The sequence below is a fragment of the Actinopolymorpha pittospori genome (genome assembly GCF_014873875.1).
GTDB lineage: Bacteria > Actinomycetota > Actinomycetes > Propionibacteriales > Actinopolymorphaceae > Actinopolymorpha > Actinopolymorpha pittospori.
The window spans coordinates 8808690-8831250 of the sequence record NZ_JADBEM010000001.1 but is presented as its reverse complement, the minus strand read 5'-3'; the positions used below and the strand labels follow the sequence as shown (position 1 = coordinate 8831250).

At 70.7% G+C, this 22561-nt stretch carries 16 protein-coding genes, 1 tRNA gene and 1 pseudogene; 13 read left to right on the top strand and 5 right to left on the bottom strand.

Annotated features, from left to right (window positions below; translation table 11 throughout):
• Nucleotides 1–6: 6 nt before the first annotated feature.
• Nucleotides 7–618 carry a TetR family transcriptional regulator gene (locus tag HEB94_RS40885; RefSeq protein ID WP_192754802.1) on the bottom strand — a complete coding sequence of 204 codons (612 nt, stop codon included), beginning with the start codon at nt 616–618 and terminating at the stop codon, nt 7–9.
• Between the two features lie 143 nt (nt 619–761).
• On the opposite strand from HEB94_RS40885, the gene HEB94_RS40880 reads away from it, so the two are divergent.
• The 5 genes and pseudogenes from HEB94_RS40880 to HEB94_RS40860 all read left to right on the top strand — a co-directional run bounded on the left by HEB94_RS40880 (nt 762) and on the right by HEB94_RS40860 (nt 5614).
• A complete protein-coding gene (locus tag HEB94_RS40880) occupies nt 762–1622 on the top strand; it encodes an alpha/beta fold hydrolase (RefSeq protein ID WP_192754801.1) in 861 nt (286 codons plus the stop codon).
• Nucleotides 1623–1646: 24 nt separating this feature from the next.
• Entirely contained in the window at nt 1647–2444 is a 798-nt protein-coding gene (locus tag HEB94_RS40875) for an SDR family oxidoreductase (RefSeq protein WP_192754800.1), read from the top strand.
• A 3-nt stretch (nt 2445–2447) separates the two neighbouring features.
• Nucleotides 2448–3116 (top strand): SDR family oxidoreductase, encoded by a 669-nt coding sequence (locus tag HEB94_RS40870; protein WP_192754799.1) that lies wholly within the window; start codon nt 2448–2450, stop codon nt 3114–3116.
• A 234-nt stretch (nt 3117–3350) separates the two neighbouring features.
• Nucleotides 3351–4563, top strand: a pseudogene (locus tag HEB94_RS40865) (IS110 family RNA-guided transposase); the annotation flags it as partial.
• A gap of 118 nt (nt 4564–4681) precedes the next feature.
• Complete coding sequence (locus HEB94_RS40860) at nt 4682–5614, top strand: helix-turn-helix domain-containing protein (protein WP_192754798.1); 933 nt, start codon at nt 4682–4684, stop codon at nt 5612–5614.
• Nucleotides 5615–5632: 18 nt separating this feature from the next.
• On the opposite strand, the gene HEB94_RS40855 is transcribed toward HEB94_RS40860, so the two are convergent.
• From HEB94_RS40855 to HEB94_RS40845, 3 genes are all read right to left on the bottom strand, one after another.
• Nucleotides 5633–6652, bottom strand: coding sequence for an MASE1 domain-containing protein (locus HEB94_RS40855; protein ID WP_192754797.1), 1020 nt, complete (start codon nt 6650–6652; stop codon nt 5633–5635).
• 45 nt (nt 6653–6697) lie between these two features.
• Nucleotides 6698–7525 carry a pentapeptide repeat-containing protein gene (locus HEB94_RS40850; RefSeq protein ID WP_337918283.1) on the bottom strand — a complete coding sequence of 276 codons (828 nt, stop codon included), beginning with the start codon at nt 7523–7525 and terminating at the stop codon, nt 6698–6700.
• A 255-nt stretch (nt 7526–7780) separates the two neighbouring features.
• Nucleotides 7781–7852: transfer RNA gene (locus tag HEB94_RS40845), tRNA-Arg, on the bottom strand.
• 49 nt (nt 7853–7901) lie between these two features.
• Between HEB94_RS40845 and HEB94_RS40840 the strand changes: the two genes are divergently transcribed.
• The 3 genes from HEB94_RS40840 to HEB94_RS40830 all read left to right on the top strand — a co-directional run bounded on the left by HEB94_RS40840 (nt 7902) and on the right by HEB94_RS40830 (nt 13764).
• Nucleotides 7902–8666 carry a DALR anticodon-binding domain-containing protein gene (locus tag HEB94_RS40840; protein ID WP_192754795.1) on the top strand — a complete coding sequence of 255 codons (765 nt, stop codon included), beginning with the start codon at nt 7902–7904 and terminating at the stop codon, nt 8664–8666.
• A gap of 260 nt (nt 8667–8926) precedes the next feature.
• On the top strand, nt 8927–11104 hold the full coding sequence (locus HEB94_RS40835; protein WP_337918588.1) for a glycosyltransferase family 4 protein: 2178 nt from the start codon (nt 8927–8929) through the stop codon (nt 11102–11104).
• Between the two features lie 497 nt (nt 11105–11601).
• A complete protein-coding gene (locus HEB94_RS40830) occupies nt 11602–13764 on the top strand; it encodes a glycosyltransferase family 4 protein (protein ID WP_192754793.1) in 2163 nt (720 codons plus the stop codon).
• A gap of 106 nt (nt 13765–13870) precedes the next feature.
• Here HEB94_RS40830 and HEB94_RS40825 read toward each other — a convergent pair whose 3' ends face one another.
• A complete protein-coding gene (locus HEB94_RS40825; RefSeq protein WP_192754792.1) occupies nt 13871–16057 on the bottom strand; it encodes a glycosyltransferase in 2187 nt (728 codons plus the stop codon).
• 225 nt (nt 16058–16282) lie between these two features.
• On the opposite strand from HEB94_RS40825, the gene HEB94_RS40820 reads away from it, so the two are divergent.
• The 5 genes from HEB94_RS40820 to thrC all read left to right on the top strand — a co-directional run bounded on the left by HEB94_RS40820 (nt 16283) and on the right by thrC (nt 22547).
• Nucleotides 16283–17104: a hypothetical protein gene (locus HEB94_RS40820; protein WP_192754791.1), complete on the top strand. Its 822-nt coding sequence runs from the start codon at nt 16283–16285 to the stop codon at nt 17102–17104.
• Nucleotides 17101–18162, top strand: a complete 1062-nt coding sequence (locus HEB94_RS40815) for a class I SAM-dependent methyltransferase (protein ID WP_192754790.1) — start codon at nt 17101–17103, stop codon at nt 18160–18162. The genes HEB94_RS40820 and HEB94_RS40815 overlap by 4 nt, the downstream gene beginning before the upstream one ends.
• Before the next feature lie 74 nt (nt 18163–18236).
• Nucleotides 18237–19637, top strand: coding sequence for a diaminopimelate decarboxylase (gene lysA / locus HEB94_RS40810; protein ID WP_192754789.1), 1401 nt, complete (start codon nt 18237–18239; stop codon nt 19635–19637).
• 129 nt (nt 19638–19766) lie between these two features.
• Nucleotides 19767–21098 carry a homoserine dehydrogenase gene (locus HEB94_RS40805; protein ID WP_192754788.1) on the top strand — a complete coding sequence of 444 codons (1332 nt, stop codon included), beginning with the start codon at nt 19767–19769 and terminating at the stop codon, nt 21096–21098.
• 369 nt (nt 21099–21467) lie between these two features.
• On the top strand, nt 21468–22547 hold the full coding sequence (gene thrC, locus HEB94_RS40800) for a threonine synthase (RefSeq protein WP_192754787.1): 1080 nt from the start codon (nt 21468–21470) through the stop codon (nt 22545–22547).
• Nucleotides 22548–22561 lie beyond the last annotated feature (14 nt).

The following is a 22561-nucleotide window of genomic DNA, read 5'->3' as shown; positions in this document are numbered from 1 at the left end:
GCCGCCTCACGCCGGGACGCCCCCGTCGATGAGCGCTTCGGCGGCAGAACGCGCGTCGTCGTACGGCTCCGGGCTGTTCACCGCGATGGCCAGGGCGGTCGCGCCGTCGTAGAGAACGGCGAGCTGGCGGGCCAGCCGGTCCGGGTCGCTCGCTCCGGCCGCGGCCGCGACCTCGCGGATGCGCTCGGCGAACTCCCGCTTGTGATTCGACACCAGCGTGCGCGCCGGGGCCGAGACGTCGGCGATCTCCACCGCGACGTTGTGGAACGGACACCCGCGCAGCGCCACGGAGGACTCCGGGCGCTCGAACATGGCGAGCAGTCGGTCCCGCGCGGGCAGGTCGGCGCGGGTGAGCACGTGTTCCCGAGCGAGCGGCGCGTCGGTGCGGAAGCGGTGCAGATATGCCTCCACCAATGCTTCCTTGCTGGGGAAGTGCAGGTAGAACGTCCGCTTGGAGACGTGTGCCACGTCGGTGAGCTGCTCCATCCCGGTGGCGTTGACACCCTGCTCGTAGAAGAGCCTGGCCGCCGTACGCAGGATGCGCTCGCGCGCTCCGCGCCCGCCGCGGAGCTGACCTTCCGCTGGTGTGGCTTCTGGTCGTTTCGACGTGGTTCCCACGATCGAAAGTGTACCGATCGTTGTACTTGCCGTCGAGGCGGTGCTAGCGTCGGCGTCAAGAAGTACAACGATCGGTCTACCTCGGCTCGGGCGGCCGTCCGATATCACGGGGTTTCGCAGGGACAAGGCCAAGGAGGGTCGCCGTGGGGGAGTTGTCGCACACCAGCGCACCGACGGAGTTTCTGGAGGCGAAGGGTGTCCGGTACGCCTACCGGCGCTTCGGGGCGGAACGCGGTACGCCGCTGATCTTCCTCCAGCATCTCCGAGGCGGGATGGACCACTGGGATCCGCTCGTGACCGACGGCCTCGCTGCGAACCGCCCGGTGATCCTCTTCGACAACGCGGGCGTGGCGAGTTCGGGCGGCGAGACGCCCGGGACCGTCGAGGAGATGGCCGACCACGTGGCGGTGTTCGTCGAGGCGCTGAAACTGCCGCGGGTGGACGTGCTGGGCCTCTCGATCGGCGGGTACGTCGCCCAGGCGTTCGTCCTGCGCCACCCGGACCTGGTGCGCCGGCTCGTCCTGGTGGTGACCAAACCGCGCGGGGGTGAGGTGGAGGGCCGACACCCCGACGCCCTCACGGTCGCGACCAGGAACGAGGTGCCGACGCTCGAGGACTTCCTCTTCCTCTTCTTCGAACCGTCGCAGACCAGCCAGCGGGCCGGAAAGGCGTTCTGGGAGCGCAGGCACCAGCGCACGGTCGACGTCGACCCACCCGTCTCCGAGCAGACCACGAGGGCGCAGAGCGCGGCCATCGTGGACTGGCAGGAGGTCCGCGGGGAGCGTTACGCCGAACTCGAGCGGATCGACCAGCCGACCCTGGTGGTCAACGGCAGCCACGACATCATGGTGCCCACTGTCAACGCCTACGTGCTGGCGCAGCGCATTCCCCAGGCGCAGTTGGTCATCTACCCCGACTCCGGGCACGGTTCGCTGTTCCAGTACCCCGAACTGTTCGTCGGTCACGTCTCCCGTTTCCTGGACGCGGAGCCGGCGTTTCGCTGAGCGGTTCCTTCGAGGGGGTACGTGATGGAGCTCGAGAACAAGACGATCGTGGTGACCGGCGGCGGCAGTGGTGTCGGCCGGGCGATGGTGGAGCGGTTCGCGGCGGAGCGGCCGCACGGCATCGCGGTCGTGGACCGAAACGGCGCGGCGGCTCGTGCCGTGGTCGACCGCGTCGGCGGCCTGGCGATCGCCGCCGACCTGTGTCGTGAGGCCGAGGTGGTGCGGGTGATCGGGTCGGTGCAGGCCCAGTTCGGCCCGATCGACCTGTTCTGCTCCAACGCCGGGATCGTTTCACCCGTTGGTGGTCTCGACGTTCCCGACGACGACTGGCACAGGCACTGGAACATCCACGTCATGGCGCACCTGTGGGCCGCCCGCGCGCTGGTCCCCGCCATGGTCGAACGCCGGGACGGCTACCTGTTGAACACCGCGTCCGCCGCCGGCCTGCTGATGCTTCCCGGAGCGGTTCCCTACACCGTCAGCAAACACGCCGCGGTGGCCCTGGCCGAGTCCCTCGCCGTCCTCTATCGCGGCACCGGCGTCCGTTTCTCCTGCCTGTGCCCAGAAGTCGTCGAGACTCCGCTGGTGAGCGGGGTCGACCGCGACCCCGTCGGGCGGTTCCTTCGCACGACGGGCAGGGTCCTGGCACCCGCCGACGTCGCCGAGACCGTGGTCGAGGGCCTGCGGGACGAACGGTTCCTCATCCTGACCCACCCGGGCAGCAGGGAGAAGGCGGTCCTGCGGGCCAACGACGCGGACGCCTACCTGGACGCCGTCGCGGGGCTGTGGGCCGCGGCCGGTGGAACCGCGATCGGACGGTGACCGATGAAACTCGAGCATCGTGCGATCGTGGTGACCGGTGGTGCCAGTGGTATCGGCCGGGCCATGGTGGAGCGCTTCGCGTTGGAAGGTCCGCGCGGCATCGCGGTGGTGGACCGCGACGGCGCCGCGGCCCGTGCCGTCGCCGACCGGGTCGGTGGCCTGGCGATCGCCGCCGACCTGACCTGTGAGGCGGAGGCCGCGCGGGTGATCGCGGCGATCGAGGCTCGCTACGGCCCCATCGACCTGTGCTGTTCGAACGGCGGGATCGCGGCCCCGGTCGGGGTTCTCGAGGTCCCCGAGGTCCGCGAGGACCGCGAGGACGACGGGAGCGACCACTGCAACGTCGCCGCCGTCCTCTACCGCCGTCCCGGAAACCGCCTCTCCTGCCTGCGTCCGGTCGTCGACTCGCCCGCGCCGAGGGGAGCCGTCGATGCCGGCCCGCGGGTGCCCCGGCCCGCGGGCATGGTCCTCGATCCGGCGACCGTGGCCGACATCGTGGTCGAGGGCCTGCGCTCAGCGCGGTTCCTGATGCTGACCCGCCCGGAGCGGAAGGAGACGGCGGTCGTACGGGTCACCCACCCCGACGCCTGCCGGAAGGGGTGGTCGGGTCGGTACGCCGCCAGGTGCTCGGCGGTCCTCGAGCGCGATGTGTCGGCGCGGGACACGCCCTAATGGGAGTGCACCGGGTGGTTTTGCCAGTCTGGTGTCTGAGCCGCTGGCCGGTGAGCACTTACGCGCCCTGGTCTTGTGTTTGAGACCTATGGCTAGATCGTGCCCCGTGCTGGTGGTCGGGGAGCGGTAGGGCTGGTGGGATGTCGTGCCGGTGAGCACTGGTCCATTAGGTCGCCTGGGTCTCCTCGCAGGCTCGTGTGGTGTTGTCGAGGAGGGTGTAGGGAGGCCTGGCTGGTGTTGTTCGTGGGTGATGACTGGGCGGAGTCCCATCACGACATCGAGATCGTGGATGAGGGTGGGCGAAGGTTGGTGCGGCGGCGGGTGCCGGAAGGGGTGGCCGGGATCGCCGTGTTGCACGGGCTGGTCGCTGATCATCTACCCGATCAGGGTGAGCCGGTAGATGTGGTGGTGGGGATCGAGACTGATCGGGGCCCGTGGGTGCAGGCGTTGATCGCGGCCGGCTACACCGTCTATGCGGTCAACCCGTTGCAGGCCGCCCGCTACCGGGAACGACACGCAGTCTCCGGCGCCAAGAGCGATGCCGGGGATGCGCATGTGCTGGCCGAGCTGGTCCGGCTGGACCGTGCCCGCCATCGCCCCGTGGCCGGGGACTCCGCGCTGGCCGAGCACGTCAAGGTGGTGGCCCGGGCGCACCAGTCGCTGGTGTGGTCTCGGCAGCGGCAGACCAACACGCTGCGCTCCACGTTGCGCGAGTTCTACCCCGGCGCTCTGGCCGCCTTCGACGACCTGGCGAGCCGTGACGCACTCGCCGTGCTCACCCTCGCGCCGACCCCCGCCAAGGGGGCCCGGTTGACCCAGAAGCGGGTGGAGCAGGTGCTGGCCCGGGCCGGGCGCAAACGTAACCTGCCCGGCACCGCGGAGACGATCGTGACCGCGCTGGCCGCCCAACAGCTACCCGCCCGGGAGGGTGTCGTCGACGCCTACGCGGCCAGCGTGGCCGCCCTGGTCGCGGTGATCAGCGAACTGTCCCGCCAGATCCAGACCCTGGAGGGTGAGGTGGAGGCGGGTTTTGGTCGGCACCCGGACGCTGAGATCTACCTGAGCCAGCCAGGGCTCGGCATGACGCTTGGTGCCCGGGTGCTCGCCGAGTTCGGAGACGACCCGCACCGCTACACCGACGCCCGCGCCCGCAAGAACTACTCCGGCATGGCGCCGGTTACCAAAGCCTCCGGCAAGAAACGCGTCGTCTTGGCCCCGACACGCCCGCAACCGCCGACTCGCTGATGCGCTCTACCAGCAAGCCTTCGCCGCCTTGGGCGCCTCGCCAGGAGCACGCGCCTACTACGACACCCACCGAGCCCGCGGCGCCACCCACCACCAAGCCCTACGCACACTCGCCAACCGACTCGTCGGCATCCTCCACGGCTGCCTACGCCACCACACCCCCTACAACGAAACGACCGCCTGGCCCCCCCACCAACCAAACCGATCACCAAGCCGCTTGACACCTTACGAACGTGGGATGTCTAGCCGCCGGCGCTGCCATCATCGAGGCGTCCGGAGGACTTGAGCCTCCAGCGGCTGGAGACTCGAAGGTGGGCGGTATGAACGGCGACACGCTCTACTCGATCGGGGAGCTGGCCCGTCGGACCGGCCTCCCGGTCCGCACGATCCGGTTCTACTCCGACATCGGTGTGCTGCCGCCGACCGACCGCACATCCGCGGGCTACCGGTTGTACGACATCGACGCACTGGCCCGGCTCGACCTGGTCCGGACGCTGCGTGACCTGGGCATCGACCTCGCGACCGCGCGACGGGTCCTCGACCACGAGGTCTCCGTCGCCGACGTCGCGACCGCGCACGCCGACGCGCTCGACGCCCAGATCCGCACCCTGCGGGTGCATCGTGCCGTCCTGCGAGCGGTGGCGGGCCGCGGATCGAGTCCGAAGGAGCTGGAACTCATGCACAAGCTTGCCCAACTGTCGGCGGAGGAGCGTCGCCGCATCATCGACGACTTCGTGACGGAGGCGTTCGGTGGACTCGACGCCAACCCCGAGTTGGTGGATCTCGTCCGGATGGCGACTCCCGACCTCCCAGAGGATCCGTCGCCGGCCCAGGTCGACGCGTGGGTGGAGCTGGTCGAGCTCTGCCGGGACCCGGACTTCCGGGCCGCCGTACGCCGGATGGCGGAGTACCAGGCGCGGGAGCGGGCACGTGATCCCGAGCCGGGTTCGAGGCTGCATCACGAACTCGTGAACGTGGTCGTGGCGAAGGTAGGCGCGGCCGTCGAGGCCGCGGTCGACCCGCTCTCGGCGCAGGCCGGGCCGATCGTCGACAGCATCGTCGACGACTTCGCCACCGAGTTCGGACGTACGCCGGACACGGACTTCCGTCGCTGGATGATCGAGCGGTTCGAGGTCGCGGCCGACCCCCGCGTCGACCGCTACTGGCGGCTGCTGGCGACCATCAACGGTTCACCCGTCCAGCCCGACCTGACACCGGTCTTCGGCTGGCTGATCACGGCTCTGCGGTCCTGAGCCGGGTGGCCCGGGCGGCTACTCCTGGTCTGGCCGGCGCTCCTCGCCCGGCCGGACCGGGAGGTCCGCGTGGGGAGGAAGTCGCCTGCGCTCGAGGTTGCGCTCGAGATGGCTTGCCACCTCGCCGAGCCGGGTCACCGTCCGCTCGACCTCCAGCCGGGCGCGGTCGCGCTCGATGATCGCCACGGCGAGCAGCAGCCCCGTGAGCGCGATCGATCCGTTGAAGATCTGCAGGATGATCATCTTGTCCAGCAGGTCACGGTCGGCGAATGCTCCGACGTTCATGATCGCCGCGTAGATCTCGATCACCGAGGCGACCGCCACGGCGAGAGTCGCGCCGAGCAGGCGGAAGCGCCACGCCGCGAGCACGATCAGCGGGAAGGCGATGAAGCCCGCGCCGAGGGTGAGCTGGCTGATCAGGACGATGACCGCCGAACCCACCACGAGGGCCGCCCCCTCGAGCATCCGGCGTGGCCTGACGTTGCGGATCGCGCGGAGCGACCGGACCTGGTAGAGCGCGAGCAGGAGTGGCGCGACGACGATGACCCCCATCACGTCGCCCGTCCACCAGGTGAACGCCGTGGGCACGACCAGGCTCGGCGGTGTGATCCCGAACGCCACCTGGGTCGCCGTTCCGATGGCGGTACCGACCGTCATGCCGACGAAGGCGCCGAGGAACACCAGCGCGAGCGCGTCTCGAAGTCGGTCCAGGTTGAGCCGGAATCCCACCCGACGGAGCAGAAAGTACGCACATAGCGGAGCAAGCAGGTTTCCGACCGCGGTCAGTAGGGCCGGTTGCCAGGCAACGAAGCTCAACTCGGCGAGGAACGCGCCGGCCAGGATGCCGGGCCAGGCACGCACACCGAGGAACAGGAAGGCCACCAACGCGATTCCGGTCGCCGGCCACAACGGACTCACCTGCCCGCCTACGATCCCTGTGAGGAATCCCAGCCAGGCGGTGGCGTAGTAGGCGACCCCAACGCCGACGATCTGTAGAGCAACCACCGCATAACGTCGGAGCCCTCCGAGGCGCTCCACGAGAACCCATGCTAGGCGGCCCCTGGGCCTCGTCGGCTCGAGCAGCTACCAGTGGGCAGGGCGGGTCAGCGCCGCTGGCAGCCGGGTCGCCGAATCGCCCCTGGCCGCGTTGACCTGGGCCTGGGTGAGGAAGACGGAGCCGGTGAGATCGGCGCCGCGCAGGTCGGCGTCGCGCAGGTCGGCACCGATCAGGTCGGCCGCCCGCAGGTCGGCCCGGCGAAGATCCGCCGCGATGAGGTAGGCCCCGCGCAGGTTCGCCCCGCGCAGGTCCGCGCCGCGGAGCCTGGCGCCCATCAGGTCGGCTCCGCGATGGTTCTTCCGGCGGCCCGGCACCTGCGCGCGCACCAGCTCGCTGGTGCGTAGCAAGAGCGGGTTGACGCCCTCGCGGAGCGCGCCGACGTCCAAGCCCGCCAGGGTTTCGGCACCGCTGTTGCTGAGGTCCTCGATCTCGTTCAGGGCGCGGCGAAGCTCGCCGTGGAGGGAACGCGCCTGCGGCAACGTCACCGCCTCGGCGAGGTACCAGAGGAGTTCGTGCAGCTGCCGCACGACGGGGAACACCTGGAACATCCGCCCTGCCGTGCCGGGCTCCTGCCTCCAGTCCCTTCCTCCGAAGGTCGTCCGCGACACCTTCTGCCCCGCGCCGAAGCAGTCGAAGGCGGTGCAGCCGGGAAAGCCGCGCTCGCGCAACTGGGCGTGGATGTCGCAGCGGAAGTCCGCGCGCAGGTGCGTGCACGGTACGCCCGCGTCCTTGTCGACGGCGAAGTCGGCGGAGGCGGTGAAGGGGAGGGCGACGCAGCACAACCCGAAGCAGTACTCGCAGTCGGCCAGCAGGTTCCGTCGATCTGCGGGGGCGGGCGCCTCACGCTCGGACACCGTGGTTGATCTCCTGTCGTGCTCTCGGCCACGCCACCGGCCCGCGGTCCCGGAACGAGCCGGCCGCCGAGGGTCCCCGCGGCTGATAGAGGGGAACGAGCGTGGCGAGCCGACCGGATCGCCGGCTGGGCGAACCTCGTCCCGACCGTACTCCGGCCCACCGGAGGAGCTGGACGGCAGGCGGATCGTGGCGACGTCTTCGGGTCGGATCTGAGGTGGTGACATCGAGCGTGATCACGCTGCGAGAACCAGATGCGCCCCCGGCAGGATTCGAACCTGCGCACACGGCTCCGGAGGCCGTTGCTCTATCCCCTGAGCTACGGGGGCTCGGGGCTGACACAGATTAGCAGGGTCGCCCGGTGACTACGCTGGCGCGGTGTATCCCGCCCAACTGGCCGACGAGATCCGCGAGATTCTGGCCCGTCTCGTGGCGTCCGGCGAACTGGCGCCCACCACCCGCGTACCAGCGTACGTGCGGATCGAACGCCCGGTCCGGGCGAGCCGTGGCGACTTCGCGAGTCCGGTCGCGCTGCGGGTGGCCGGCGCCGGTGTCTCGCCCCGGGCACTGGCCGATCTCCTCGCGGCCGGCCTGCGTGACCGGCAGGGAATCGCCGGCGCGGAGGCGGTGGAGGAGGGATTCGTCAACGTCGTACTGACCTCGGCGAGCCTCGCCGAGATCGTCCGGGAGATCCTCGCGGGCATGACCGGCGCGGGGTCCGGTGAACCCGGTGCCAGCGCGGCGGTCCTCGCGCCGCCTGGCGACGAACTCACCTCGGGATTGCGGTACGCCCACGCACGGCTGGCGGGTCTGCTCCGGGCGGGTGGCGCGCTCGGGGTGGCGAGGGATCCCGACCGCCTCGACCCGGGTGAGCTCACCCCTTCGCCCGCGCGCCGGCTGGTCTGCGCGCTGGCGGAGTATCCCGGTGTCTCGACACGGGAGAACGCCCGCGCGTTCCATCGCCACCTTGCCGAGGTCCTGCGCTGCGTCGAGGACTACGAGGGTTCGACGTCGATGCTTCCGCGGGGTGACGAGGAGGCCACCCCCGCGCACGGTTCCCGCCTCGTTCTGGTCGAGGCCGCCCGGATCGTCGTGGCGAACGCCCTCAGACGATGCGGCGTGTCGGCTCCGGACCGGCTCTGAGACGACCTCACAGCGCCCGCTCCCGACGGCTGAACTGACGACGCGTTCCGCGATGTGACGAAGATCATCCCGATTAGGCCGGTTGCGGACTTCTCATGTAGGCGTGGATAGTCTGGCCAGGAATGATCGTCAGAGATTCAAGATCAGGCGAGCGTTCGACGTCCTGGCCGGTAGCGAGTCCATACGACGCGTGGGGGTTGTAACGGTTCATGGCCGAGGTCCTACTCATTGTCGTTGCCCAGGATGATGTTCCCCGCTTGGTGGGGCTGATCGAACGGTTCGGCGATGCGGGACTGACGGTGCGAGTCGCACTCGCGGTATCCGCCTCGGCACGCGCCGCGGAGGTCGACGAGGCCCTGGACGGGCACGTCGCCGAGAGCCGGGTGCTCCAGATGAGCCTGAGCGGCCGGCGCAACGGCGTCGCACCACGACGCTTCTCCAGGCGATGGGCGCGGATCGTCGCGCGCAACGCGGTCGTGCGCGGCTGGGTTCGAACGGGCAGTCCGGAGCGCCGCGCGTGGTTGTTGGCGAAGTTCGACCCCTGGATTCGGCGCCGCGCCACCAGGGCAGACCTGATCGTGGCGGCCGACCCGGCCGCCACACGCGCCAGTGAGCTGGCGGCGACGCACAACGACGGCGCTGCCCGCCTGGGTGCGGACGACGCGGCCCTGGACGCCGTCCTCGCTCAGTTCACCGCGATGGTTCCGCTGCAGCGCCTGCTGCGCAGCGGTCTGAGCCGCACGAGCGCGCAGGAGGTGGTGGCGGCGTGGGAGTACGTCGCCGCCCATCCGATGGCACCGCGGTTGCGGGAGCTCGCGGGAAAGGGGCTCCCGATCGCACGCACACTGCGGCGCGCGCATGCCTTCGACGCGGGCGAGTCCGTCGCGCGGGCGGCGCTGGGCCTCGACCTGCCGTCCGCCGAACTCGCCGCGCTGCGGGTGGAGCTCGTCACGAACCAGATCGCTGCCGGCGGCTATCCCGCCGAGGCGCTGGCCAGCTCGGTGCGGGGACTGTTGGAGTACGCGGACCGGGCGCTTCGTGCCGGTGACCTGCGGACGGGCACCGACCTGACCCTCCACTCCATCGACGCGGCCCTGCACCGGGAACTGCACGCGGACGTTCTCGAGAGCCCGTTGGTCGCCGACCCGGTGGGCTTCCTGGCTCCGCTGCGGGAGTCGCTCACGTTCCGGGCGCTGCGGGCGCCGTCGGGGTCGATGGCCGGCGTGCTGACGGCGTCCCCCGCGCCGTCCCCCGCCTCGCCCACCACGTCGCCAGCCACGTCGTCCGGTAGGTCGTCCGGCGGGCCCGACCGCGCCACGGCGCCCACGGTCGACCAGCGGTCGACCAGGGTGCCGGGGTCACGGGCGCCGCACCGGGTGCTCGTCGTTCCCGGTGACTACCCCCACTTCACCCAGGGCATCATCAGCGCGCTGGCCGAGGAGCCGGACCTCGAGGTGCGGGTGCTCAGCCTGCGCGAGCCCGGCGTCCTGCGGCGTTACCAGCGCGGCATGCTCGTCATGGACCGGCTGTCCGACGCCGTGGGCCGGGACTTCCCGGAGCCCGCACAGGCCGACAGCGACCTGCTGAACTGGGCCGACACGATCTTCGTCGACTGGTGCGACAACGCGGCGCTGTGGGTCACCCTGCACGCGCCGGCGACGGCGCGGATCGTGGTCCGGGTGCACAGTCTGGAAGCGATCTCGCACCAGCCGCACATGATCGACTGGTCGCGGGTGGCGGAGGTCATCTTCGTGGGTGATCACGTCCGCCGGTTGTTGGAGAACGCGGTACCCGAACTCGCCGCCGTGCCCGGTCGCCATGTGGTGCCGAACGAGATGCGGCTGGAGCGGTTCGGGCTCCCCAAACGACCGGGTGCGGAGCGAACGCTCGCGATGGTCGGCTGGGCACAGCGGGTGAAGGACCCGCTGTGGACCCTGGACGTGCTGTCCCAACTGCGGGCCACCGACCCGCGCTGGCGGCTGCTGCTGATCGGCCGGGACTTCAACGCCCGGGCCCACGCCGGCGCGATGGCCTACCGCGAGGAGTTCCGCGAGCGGGCGGCCGCCGACGACGTCCGTGACGGGCTGGTCTACGTCGACTACACCACCGACCTGCCCGAGGTGTTGCGGGACGCCGGGTTCGTCATCAGCGCGAGCCGACGGGAGAGCTTCGGTGTCGGCGCTGTGGAGGGCGCCGCGTCCGCCGCGGTTCCGGTTGTGCGCGACTGGCCGATCTACGCCTCCTACTCGGGGGCACGCAGCATCTTCCCCGCCGAGTGGGTGGTCGAGCGCCCGGAGGAGGCGGTCGAACGGATCCTGGCCTTCGCCGACCCGGAACGCTGGGCCATGGAGGGTGCCGCCGCTCGTGGGCACGTCGTCAAGAACTTCGACTGGTCGGTCGTCGAGCCGCAGTTTCGCACGGTCCTGCTCGGCGAATGAGGACGGTTCGAGGAGTCCCTTCGGGCGAGTGGGCTGCCGGGCGACTCGCCCGGGTGGCGACGCGGTCCAGTGGCGTGTTCACGAAGTGAGACCCGCCGACTACGTGGCCTGGGTCCGAATCCGGCGTCCTCGCCGGCGGCGCGTGGCGTGTCGCCGACGTCCCCGGGCATCTCGTCAACGATGTCTTGACGATGCGCGGCTCAGTTTCGTCAAGCACCAGGTCAGCCAGGGTTTGCCGTCAGTTCGCCTCGGTGCGGAGATCTCCGTCCACGCTGTCGACGCGGGCGTGATCCGAGCCGACCGCGGTCGTACGCCGCATGGACACGGTCTCCTAATGCGACCCGCTCTCGGGCCTGGCCTATAGTCTGCCCCCCGAAAGAACGCCCGCGGGTGTCGATCCGACGTGTGGTGGCCGATCCGGCGGGCATTGGAGACGTCCGAGCCGGCGGCGACCGCAGCAATGGCGTAGGACCACGACGTGAGGTTTGTGGCGTTTTATGACCGAGGTGCTGCTCATTGTCGGTGACCGGGGCAACACCCCGCGTCTGGTGGGGCTGGTCGAACGACTCGGCTCCGCGGGACTGACCGTGCGCGTCGCCACGACCGCCTCGGGGGACTCTGCCGATCTCGACGAGGCCCTGGACGGGCAGGTCGCCGAAACCCGCGTCCTCCGGATGAGCCTCAGCGGCCGCCGCGACGGCGTGGCGCCGCCCCGCTTCTCCAAGCGCTGGGCGCGGGTCGTGGCACGCAACGCGGTCGTGCGCGGCTGGGCTCGAGTGGCGCGTCCCGAGCGCCGCGCGTGGCTGCTGGCGAAGTACGACCCGTGGATCCGGCGCCGCGCCACCAGGGCAGACCTGATCGTCGCGGCCGACGCGGCAGCAGCACCGGCGGCCGAGCGCGCTGCGGCGCACAACAAGGGCGCGGTCAGGCTCAGCGCGAGTGACACGTCCTTCGACGCGATCGTCGCCCAGCTCGCCGCCACCGTCCCGCTGCGGCGGCTGCTGCGAAGCGGTCTGGACCGCACCACGGCCGAGGAGGTGGTGGCCGCCTGGGGACGGGTGGCCGCGGCCCCGGACGAGCCGCGGCTGCACGAACTCGTGGCCGAGGCGCTCCCGATCGTCCACGCCCTGCGTCGTGCACACGCGTTCGAGGCGGCCGAGGCGGTCGCCCATTCGGCCCTGGGCCTCGACCTGTCACCGGCCGTCCACGCAGCGCTGCGGGTGGCGCTCGTCGCCAACCAGATCGCCGCCGGTGGCTATCCGGCCGACGAACTCGCCGCCTCCGTCCGGGAGCTGCTGGCCCACGCCGACGAGGCGCTCCGCGCGGGAGACCTTCCGGCCGTCGCCGACATGGTCGTCCAGGCCATCGAGGCCGTGCTCAACCGGGAGCTGCACGCGGACGTCCTGGAGAGTCCGCTGGTCAGCGACCCGGTGGGCTTCCTGGCGCCGCTGCGGGAGTCGCTCACGTTCCGGGCGCTACGGGCGCCGGCCGGGGCGATGGCCGGCGTCCTGGCGGATCCCGACAGCCCGGAACGCACCGGCGTTCCCGCGGCAGCGTCCCCGCCGCCGCGGCTGCCCGGGTCACCGGCGCCACACCGCGTGCTCGTCGTTCCCGGTGACTACCCCCACTTCACCCAGGGCATCATCAGCGCACTGGCCGAGGAACCAGACGTCGAACTACGAGTGCTCAACCTGCGCGAGCCCGGCGTCTCGCGGCGCAACCAGCGAGCCACGCTGATCACGGACCGGCTCGCCTACGGAGTGGGCCGGGAGTTCCCGGCGCCCGCGCAGGCCGACAGCGACCTGTTGAGCTGGGCCGACACGATCTTCGTCGACTGGTGCGACAACGCGGCGTTGTGGGTGACGATGCACGCGCCGGCGGCCGCGCGGATCGTGGTCCGGGTACACAGCCTGGAAGCGATCTCCCATCAGCCGCACATGATCGACTGGTCCCGGGTGTCCGACGTCATCTTCGTCGGCGGTCACGTACGCCAACTGCTGGAGCGGGCCGTCCCCGAACTCGCCGCCGTGCCCGGTCGCCACGTGGTGCCGAACGAGATGCGGCTGGAGCGGTTCGGTCTGGCGAAGCGACCCGGTGCCGAGCGGACGCTCGCGATGGTGGGCTGGGCACAGCGGGTGAAGGATCCGCTGTGGACGCTGGACGTGCTGTCCCAGCTGCGGGCCACCGATCCGCGCTGGCGGTTGTTGCTGATCGGCCGGGACTTCAACGCCCGGGCCCACGCCGGCGCGATGGCCTACCGCGAGGAGTTCCGCGAGCGAGCCGCGGCCGACGACGTTCGTGACGGGCTGGTCTACGTCGGCTACACCACTGATCTGCCCGAGGTGTTGCGTGACGCCGGGTTCGTCATCAGCGCGAGCCGACGCGAAGGATTCCCGGTCGGCCCGACCGAGGGCGCGGCCTCCGGAGCCGTACCGATCATGCGCGACTGGCCGATGTACGCGTCCTACGAGGGCGCCCGTGGAGTGTTCCCGACCGAGTGGGTGGTCGAGCGCCCGGAGGAAGCGGTCGAACGGATCCTGGCCTTCGCCGACCCGGAACGCCGCGACGCGGAGGGAGCGGCGGCCCGCCGACACGTCGTCGCCAACTTCGACTGGTCGGTCGTCGAGCCCCACTTCCGCGCCGTCCTGCTCGGCGAGTGAGCGACGCCCCGCATCCACGTCGGCGGCGTTGTCGTCGTCAATGCCGGGACGGCGGTGTTGTCGTCACGCGTAGGACACCGCCACGCCGGCGGACGGCGGTAGGTGGCTACCGGGCGTCCGCGATGGCGGCGAGCTTGCGGAGCACGTCCTGGGCGGCGGCGATGTCGCCGACCGGCGAGGCGTGGTGCAGCGGCTGGGTGCTCAACGGACTGCCCGCCTCGACGAGCCCCCAGACCGGCCGCCCGCTGCCGGCGTAGTCGCTCCACTTCGACGGCAGGTAGGGGTTGCGGGCATGCTTGTCGGCCGTCACGGCGTCGTTGACGATGAGGCAGTCGAACTTCGAGGCCATGTTGAGGAACGCGAGGAACCGCACGAACGGGTTGATCACCACGAGGTCGGCGATGCCCAACTCGTCCATGTGCTTGCGTAGTTCGGTGGCCTTGCCCGTGAAGACGTGGAGCCGGATCCGATCGCGGATCGAGGGCTCGAGTCCGGCCAGCGCGGTCAGCACGTCACCGAGGCCGCGGGTCGCGTAGAAGTTGCCGAAATAGGCGAGGTGGACGAGCGAAGCGTCCAGCGGGTAGGACTGCTCGACCATCGAGTAGAAGGCCGGCGGAAGGGTCGGGTGCGGGGAGATGACCGCCTTCTCCCGCGCGAGCGCGGCGGCCTCCGGGACCGGCGCGTAGCTCAGCATGTACTCGAGCTGGTTGGGGTTGGTGAAGACGACCCGGTCGGCGAAGACGTAGGCGATGTACTCACACCAGTCCAGCACGTTGTCGGACACCAGGAGGGGGAGCCCACGCCGGCGGACCTCGGCGCGTACCTCGTCCAGGAACGCACTCTCGGACAGAGGTGCACTCCGCACCTCGCCCTGCACGTCCCGTGCGGCGGGGTCGGAGAACTCCGCCGTCCAGGTCGTCGCGGAGTTGCGCATCTTGTAGGCGGCCGCGAGGAAGTGGGAGGCGGTCCACATCACGCGGCTGTAGACGCGTTCGTAGGGGCCCTTCACGCGTTCGATCTCGGCGATGCGCTCGAGGCCGAGCTCGCGGAATGCCTCGATCGACGCCCAGTTGGAGAAGTACGTCGGAGTGTCGACGGCGATCTCGTTCTCGACGTAGGGTCCGCTGACCCGACGGATGCTCGGATCCTTCTCCCGCTTGCCGTCCATGACGTTGAACACCGCGTCAACGATGTCTTGACGGTCGCGCACACGCTTGGCCATCACGATGGCGCTCGTGTCGTTGTACGGCGCGAAGCAGTAGGCCACGGCGAGCGCGCGGGCCCGGCCGCGGTTGAGGCGCTCGTAGGGGAAGTAGTCGAAGCCGTGGGCGTCGAGGAGTTCGACCACCCGCCCATGGTCGTCGGGGTGGGCGCGCAGGTGGGCGTTGATCCGGTCGACCTCGGTGTCGATGTGGGCGCGCACCAGGGCGAGGGTGCTGGGTGAACACCCCCGACTCAGGCCGTCCAGGGAGCGCAGGACGCTCATCGGGCCCATGACCCGGATGTCGAAGTCGTCCGGACCCTGGTCGATGGCCCGGCTGTCCGCACCGCTACCGACGTTCGGGTCCTGGTGGTACGCGGCCGGACCCGTGAGCGGCACTGGTCGGGCTTCGCAGCCGTACGTCGTGAGCAACGTGGCGAGGAAGACCACGTCGTCGTGGCCGTCTGACGCATCGTCGGCGCTCGCGCGGCGGGCCAGCGCGGTCGGCACGACCGTGCCCGTGACCGTCGTCGGCAGCGTCGCCTCGGCCTGGGCGTTCTCCGCGCCGGTCGCCAGGATCACCGAGGCGGGATCGGCCGCGGCGACCATGCGGTCGAGATAGTCAGGCCCGATCCGGTCGCCGGCGGCCAGGAAACCGGTGAGCTGACGTCGGGAGGCGGCCAGGCCCGCGTCGCGGGCGCGCAGCATGCCCGGCGCGGCCTGCATGACCCGCACGCTCACCCCCGCCGCGGTGAGGCCGTGAAGAGCCGGCTCGACGGCGGCGACGGGTCCGTCGACCACGACCAGGACGTCGTAGTGGTCCGGTGCGAGCGACTGGTGCGCGACGGCGTCGAGGCAGCCCGCGAGGTCGTCGCCGGGTACGGCCGACACCACCAGGGTCAGTCCGCGCGAGAGGGGAGCGGGACGGGAGGCGGCGGAGGTCTGGTCGCTCGCGGACCGAAGTTGTGCGAGAGCCTCGCTCCAGGCCGCGACCACCGACTCGTCGACCGCGCGTTCCTCCGAGTGCGCCTGCCAGGGGCGGTCGCCGACGTTCACGGGATGGCTGTCGCCCTGTGTCGGCTTCTCGTTCACCACTTGTTTCCCCTTGAATTGGCGGCGCGGGTAATTGACCCGGCCGGCACCGGCGTCCACACTCCCATATGCCTGGACCGGGGGCGCGGACCTGCTTGTACGCCGGCGCCTGGCGTCGCGGGCGTACGTTATCAACTTGTTGGCGGGCCTGCGGATGGATGTCCGTAAGGTGGTTGGCTAATGTCTGGCGCGGTCGTCGCGTCAATCGGTGGCAGGAGGACGAAGGTGCCACAATCCGCGCCGCGGTCGGTGGATCTTGTCGAGGCGACACCGGAATGGTCGGGCTCCGACCTTCTGGTGCTCACGACCGGATCGGCCCCATCGGGTCTGGCGTTGCCGTTCCAGCGGGCGTCCGTGGCGATTCTGACCGCGCGCCCTTCCGACAACGCCACAAATCCCCCAGCCGGTGAGGCCGGCGACGAGGCCGCCGCGACGACGTACGACACGGTGGTCGTCGATGGTCCCGCGCTCGGACCGGCGCTCAGCGTCACCGCCCTGAGCCGGGCTCGTACGCAGGTTCGCCCGGGCGGCAACGTCGTGGTGCTGCCCGCGGAGACGACCCTCGCCGACACCTCCGCGACATCGACGTCGAGCCCGCTCGCGGCGACCGACCCGACGGACCCGGTCGACCTGTCCGGGTTGGTGTGGGTTGGTGTCGCGACCCTGGACGGGCGTCTGTGCGCCGTCCTGCGGGCCGACCGCGCGGGCAGTGGTTCGGACATCCTGGGACGGCTCGAGACGATGGCGCGCACCCTCGAGGTCACGGGGCGGCGCCGGGCGGAGTCGCAGGAGACCAGTGCCGACGCCCGCTTCGACAGCGAGACCGCGCTGCTCGGCCACCTCACCCGGCTCACGAGGGAGCTCGCCGCAGAGACCGCGGCGCGGACCTCCGCCGAGCAGAAGTACGCCTCGCTCGAGCGTCAGCACCGCACACTCGAGCGCCAGCACAGCCGGCTCAAGGCCTCCAAACTGGGCGCGCTCACGTTGCGCTACTGGCAGTTGCGGACCGGTGTCCGCCGACGGCTCGAGCGCCGAGGCGCCAGATGACAGCGGGGTCCAGCCGCGGTGGAAAACGCGGTTGGGGCAGGTCCTGGGTGGTGCTGGCGCTGGTCGCCTGGTGCTGCGCGGTGGTCGTGTTCGCGCTGCTGGCCAGCGTCGACATCGGCATCACGGTGGTGCTGCTGGCGTTGGGGCCACTCGTCGCCGGCCTGGTGCAGACGCACCGTCAGCACCGCCGGGTGATGGCCCGGCTCGACCGGCAGGCGGTCCGGCTCGACGAGCAGATCGAGCGGCTCGGGCACATCGCGAGGATCGGGCCAGGGGTCGCGGAGGACATGGCGGCCGTGCGATCCGAACTCCGGAAGCTCTCCGGAGACGTCCTGAGTCGCGCCGAGGTCGATGCGTTGGTCCGGAAGGCCTCGGCGGACGTGATCACCCGGACCCGCAAGGGTGTCGCCGTCGACCTGTTGGTGACCTTCCGGCAGATCGAGGCCCTGCAGAACCTCTACGCCCTGAGCGATGTCGACCGGCCGATGCCGCAGACCCGCGGTTGGGCGGCCTCCCCGGATCTGTTGTTGCTGCTCGCCTCCATCGTCGAGCGCCAGGAACCCGCGTTGATCGTCGAGTGCGGGAGCGGGGCTTCGACGTTGTGGCTCGCGATGGTGCTGCGCCGGTTCGAGATCAAGGGCCGCGTCGTCGCGCTCGAGCACCAGGAGTCCTACGTCGAGACGTCCCTGGCGATGGTCGAGCGGCACGAACTCGGGGCATACGTGGACATCCGCCACGCCCCGCTGGAACCGGTCGAGTTGGGCGGCGAGACCTACCAGTGGTACGCCCGCTCGGCCTGGGACGACCTGGCCGGGATCGAGTTGCTCTTCGTCGACGGCCCACCCGCCGACACCGGCCGGCACTCGCGCTATCCCGCGTTCCCGCTGCTCGTCGACCACCTGCATTCCGACGCCGTGGTGGTGCTCGACGACATGATCCGGGTCGACGAGCAGGAGGTCCTCGCCCGGTGGCTGGAGGCGCGGCCCGACTACGAGGCCGAACGGGTACGTCTGGAGAAGAACGCCGCCCTCGTACGCCGCCGTGAGCGGGCCTACTGACATCTGACCTGGTTTTTCCGTCAGAGTGTCGCCCCGGTCACGCCTGATCCGGCCGGAGGCGTCAGGATGGGCGGGTGAGCAGATCCCACGAAGCCGGTGCGCTGCACGCCGGCGCCGGCCACCGTAGCCCCGAATGGCTGCGGTCCCCGGAGAATCCGAACGCGTTGGTGACGTCCCTGTGGCCGCACAACGTGACGAAGGGTGCCAATGGTGTCCTGACGGTCGCCGGGGTCGAGGTCACCAAGCTGGCCGAGGAGTTCGGCACGCCCGCCTACGTCGTGGACGAGGACGACTTCCGCGGCCGCTGCCAGGCGTTCCGCGCGGGATTCGACGGCTGGGACGTCTACTACGCCGGCAAGGCGTTCCTGTGCGGTGCGGTCGCCCGCTGGGTCGCCGAGGAGGGTCTGCGGCTCGACGTCTGCACCGGTGGTGAGCTGGCCGTGGCGTTGCGGGCCGGGTTCCCTCCGGAGCGGATCGCCTTCCACGGCAACAATAAGTCAGAGGCCGAACTCGCCCGTGCCCTCGACGCGGGGGTGGCGAGGATCGTCGTCGACTCCCACGACGAGATCACCCGCCTCGCCAAGCTCGCTGCCGACCGGGGCGTCCGGGCGCCCGTCCTCGTCCGCGTGACGGTCGGCGTGGAGGCCCACACCCACGAATACATCGCGACCGCCCACGAGGACCAGAAGTTCGGCTTCTCCCTCGCCGACGGTGACGCGGCGGCCGCGGCCGAGCGGGTTCTCGCGGAGCCGGCGCTTGAGTTGCGTGGCCTGCACTCCCACATCGGCTCACAGATCTTCGACAGTTCGGGCTTCGAGATCGCCGCCCGCCGGGTGGTCGGACTGCACGCGCAGATCCGGGACCGGCACGGCGTCGAGCTACCAGAACTCTGTCTGGGTGGAGGATTCGGCATCGCCTACACCACCCAGGACGACCCGGAGTCGCCGGCGCAGCTCGCCGCCGAACTCGGCGCGATCGTCGAGCACGAGTGCGCCGCCTACGGCGTCGTCAAGCCGAGGTTGTCAGTCGAGCCCGGCCGTGCCATCGCGGGTCCCGCGGTGTTCACGCTCTACGAGGCCGGCACGGTGAAGACCGTCCAACTCGACGCCGGAGCCTCGCGTACCTACGTCGCCGTCGACGGTGGCATGAGCGACAACGTCCGGACCGCGCTGTACGACGCCGACTACTCCTGCACCCTCGCGTCCCGGTGGTCGGACGCGCCCCCGGCCCTGAGCCGGGTCGTCGGCAAGCACTGCGAGTCGGGCGACATCATCGTCAAGGACGAGTTTCTGCCGGCCGACGTGCACCCCGGCGACCTGCTGGCAATCCCCGCGACCGGCGCCTACTGCCGGTCGCTGGCGAGCACCTACAACCACGTCCCGAGGCCGCCGGTCGTCGCGGTCCGGGCCGGCGAGGCCCGGCTGATCGTGCGACGGGAGACCGAAGAGGACCTGCTCCGGCTCGACGTCTGGTGACCTCATCTCGGCACCGGCTGACGAACCGTGAGACATCGTCTCGAATCATGGACGAGACGGGCAATAATTTGCGGCGTCTCGGAGACTGGGCAGGCAGATAGTTGACGAAGGAGACGAAGGGCCGAACGCATGGGTGAGCAGTCCTCGGAGCCTCACAAGTCGGACGTCCGGCCGCTGAAGATTGCCCTGCTGGGCTGTGGCGTCGTCGGTACGGAGGTCGTCCGGTTGCTGGTCACGCACCAGGCCGACTTCGCCGCTCGGGTCGGGGTCCCGCTCGAACTCGCCGGGATCGCCGTGCGGCGGGCCGGTCGGCGCCGGGATGTCCCGGTCGATCCCGATCTGTTCACGACCGACGCGGCCGCCCTGGTCCGTCGTGGCGACATCGACCTCGTGATCGAGGTCATCGGCGGCATCGAACCGGCGCGGTCGCTGATCCTGGCCGCCCTGGAGAACGGCGCGTCGGTCGTCACCGCCAACAAGGCATTGCTCGCCGAGGACGGCGCGACGCTGTTCGCAGCCGCCGAGAAGCACGGCGCCGACCTCTACTACGAGGCCTCGGTCGGCGGGGCGATCCCGTTGATCCGACCGCTGCGGGAGTCCCTCGCCGGCGACCGCGTACGACGGGTCCTCGGCATCGTCAACGGCACCACCAACTTCGTCCTGGACCGGATGGACACCGAGGGGACCGGCTTCTCCGAGGCTTTGGAGGAGGCGCAGGAACTCGGTTACGCCGAGGCCGACCCGACCGCTGACGTCGAGGGCTTCGACGCCGCAGCCAAGGCGGCGATCCTCGCCGGACTGGCCTTCCACACCAGGGTGTTGGCCTCCGACGTCCACCGGGAGGGCATCACCGAGGTCACCGCGATCGACATCGAGAGCGCGCGCGCGATGGGGTGCGTGGTCAAGCTGCTCGCGATCGCCGAGCTGTCCGCCGACGGCAGTGGAGTCGGCGTTCGCGTGCACCCGGCGATGATCCCCCGGGACCACCCGCTGGCGAGCGTCCGCGAGGCCTACAACGCGGTGTTCGTGGAGAGCGCCGCGGCTGGGCAGCTGATGTTCTACGGCGCGGGCGCGGGTGGTGCGCCGACGGCCAGTGCGGTGCTCGGCGACCTCGTCACGGTGGCCCGTAACCGCGTCCAGTCCGCGCGCGGGGCGGCTGCCTCGACCTACGCCCAGCTCGAGGTCCACCCGATGGGGGAGACCCTCACGCGCTACCACATCTCGCTTGCCGTGGACGACCGCGCGGGGGTGCTCGCGAGCGTCGCGGCAGCGTTCTCCCGGCAGGGCGTGTCGATCCAGACGGTGCGCCAGGAGGGGCGTGGCGAGGATGCCCAGCTCGTCGTGGTAACCCACCAGGCAGCCGACCGGGCCCTTGCCGCTACCGTCAATGACCTCGAGGAGCTCGACAGCGTGCGCGAGGTGACCAGCGTCATGCGTGTGGAGGGGCTCGGGGACAAGTGAGCGGAGTGGTCGGTGGTGTGAGGGACGAGCGCCGCCGCCCGCGAGGTGAACGAGGAGCCGAACCCGACCATGAGTACGGAGGGGCTCGGGGACAAGTGAGCGGAGTGGTCGGTGGTGTGAGGGACGAGCGCCGCCGCCCGCGAGGTGAACGAGGAGCCGAACCCGACCGAAGAATCTGGGGCTCGGGACGGGTGAACGGGGATCCGACTCCCGCCACCGGTCGTTGACAGGTCGGGACAACTGATCCAGGGCGCCGGCCTGACGCTGGGCCGGGGCTCGGAAACTACTGGCCGAGCAGCTGTCTTCATCCAACGGCGGGTGGGGGAGAAGCTCGAAGGCAAGTGACGCAGTGAGCGAGGAGAAGGCTTGATGGCTGAAATGCCACGGCCCTGGCGGGGCGTCGTCGAGGAGTACCGATCGTGGTTGCCGGTCGGTCCGGAGACGCCGGTGATCACCCTGGGCGAGGGTGGTACGCCGCTCGTCACATCGGGCTGGCTGTCGGAGTTGACCGGCTGCGACGTACGGATCAAGGTCGAGGGAACCAACCCGACCGGCTCGTTCAAGGACCGCGGCATGACGGTCGCGGTGTCCAAGGCTGCCGAGGCCGGGGTGAAGCTGGTCGTCTGCGCGTCCACCGGTAACACGAGTGCCTCGGCCGCGGCGTACGCCTCGCGGGCCGGGATGCAGCCGGTCGTCCTGGTCCCGGAGGGGCGGATCGCGCAGGGCAAGCTGGCCCAGGCGATCGTCCACGGTGCCCGGCTGGTGCAGGTACGCGGCAACTTCGACGACTGTCTCAAGCTCGCCCGCGGGCTTGCCGAGGAGTACCCGGTCGTCCTGGTCAACTCCGCCAACCGGGACGGGTTCCGGCTCGCGGGGCAGAAGACGGCGGCGTTCGAGGTGGTCGACGTCCTGGGCGACGCCCCGGACCTCCATCTGCTGCCGGTCGGGAACGCCGGGAACATCACGGCCTACTGGGCGGGTTATGGCGAGTACGCCGCCGCGGGGCACGCCACGCGGCGCCCCCGGATGTGGGGCTTCCAGGCCGCCGGTGCCGCGCCGATCGTGGCGGGAGCTCCGGTCGAGGACCCGGAGACGGTCGCGACGGCCATCCGGGTCGGCAACCCGGCCCGCTGGGAGGAAGCGGTTGCCGCCCTGGAGGAGTCGAGCGGGCGCATCGACGCCATTCCTGACGAGGAGATCCTCGCCGCCCAGGCGCGCCTGGCCGCCCGGGACGGGATCTTCGTCGAACCGGCCTCGGCGGTGGGCGTGGCCGGACTGCTGCGCTCGCACGCGGCCGGCCTGGTCGATCCCGGGCAGGGTGTCGTGATCACGGTGACGGGGCATGGGCTGAAGGACGTGGACACCGCACTGGCCGCGGCGGGAGACCTCGTCAAGCTGGTCGTGCCACCGGATCCGGACGCGGCGGCCCGGGCGTTGGAACTGCGCTGAGCACGCCAGCGAGA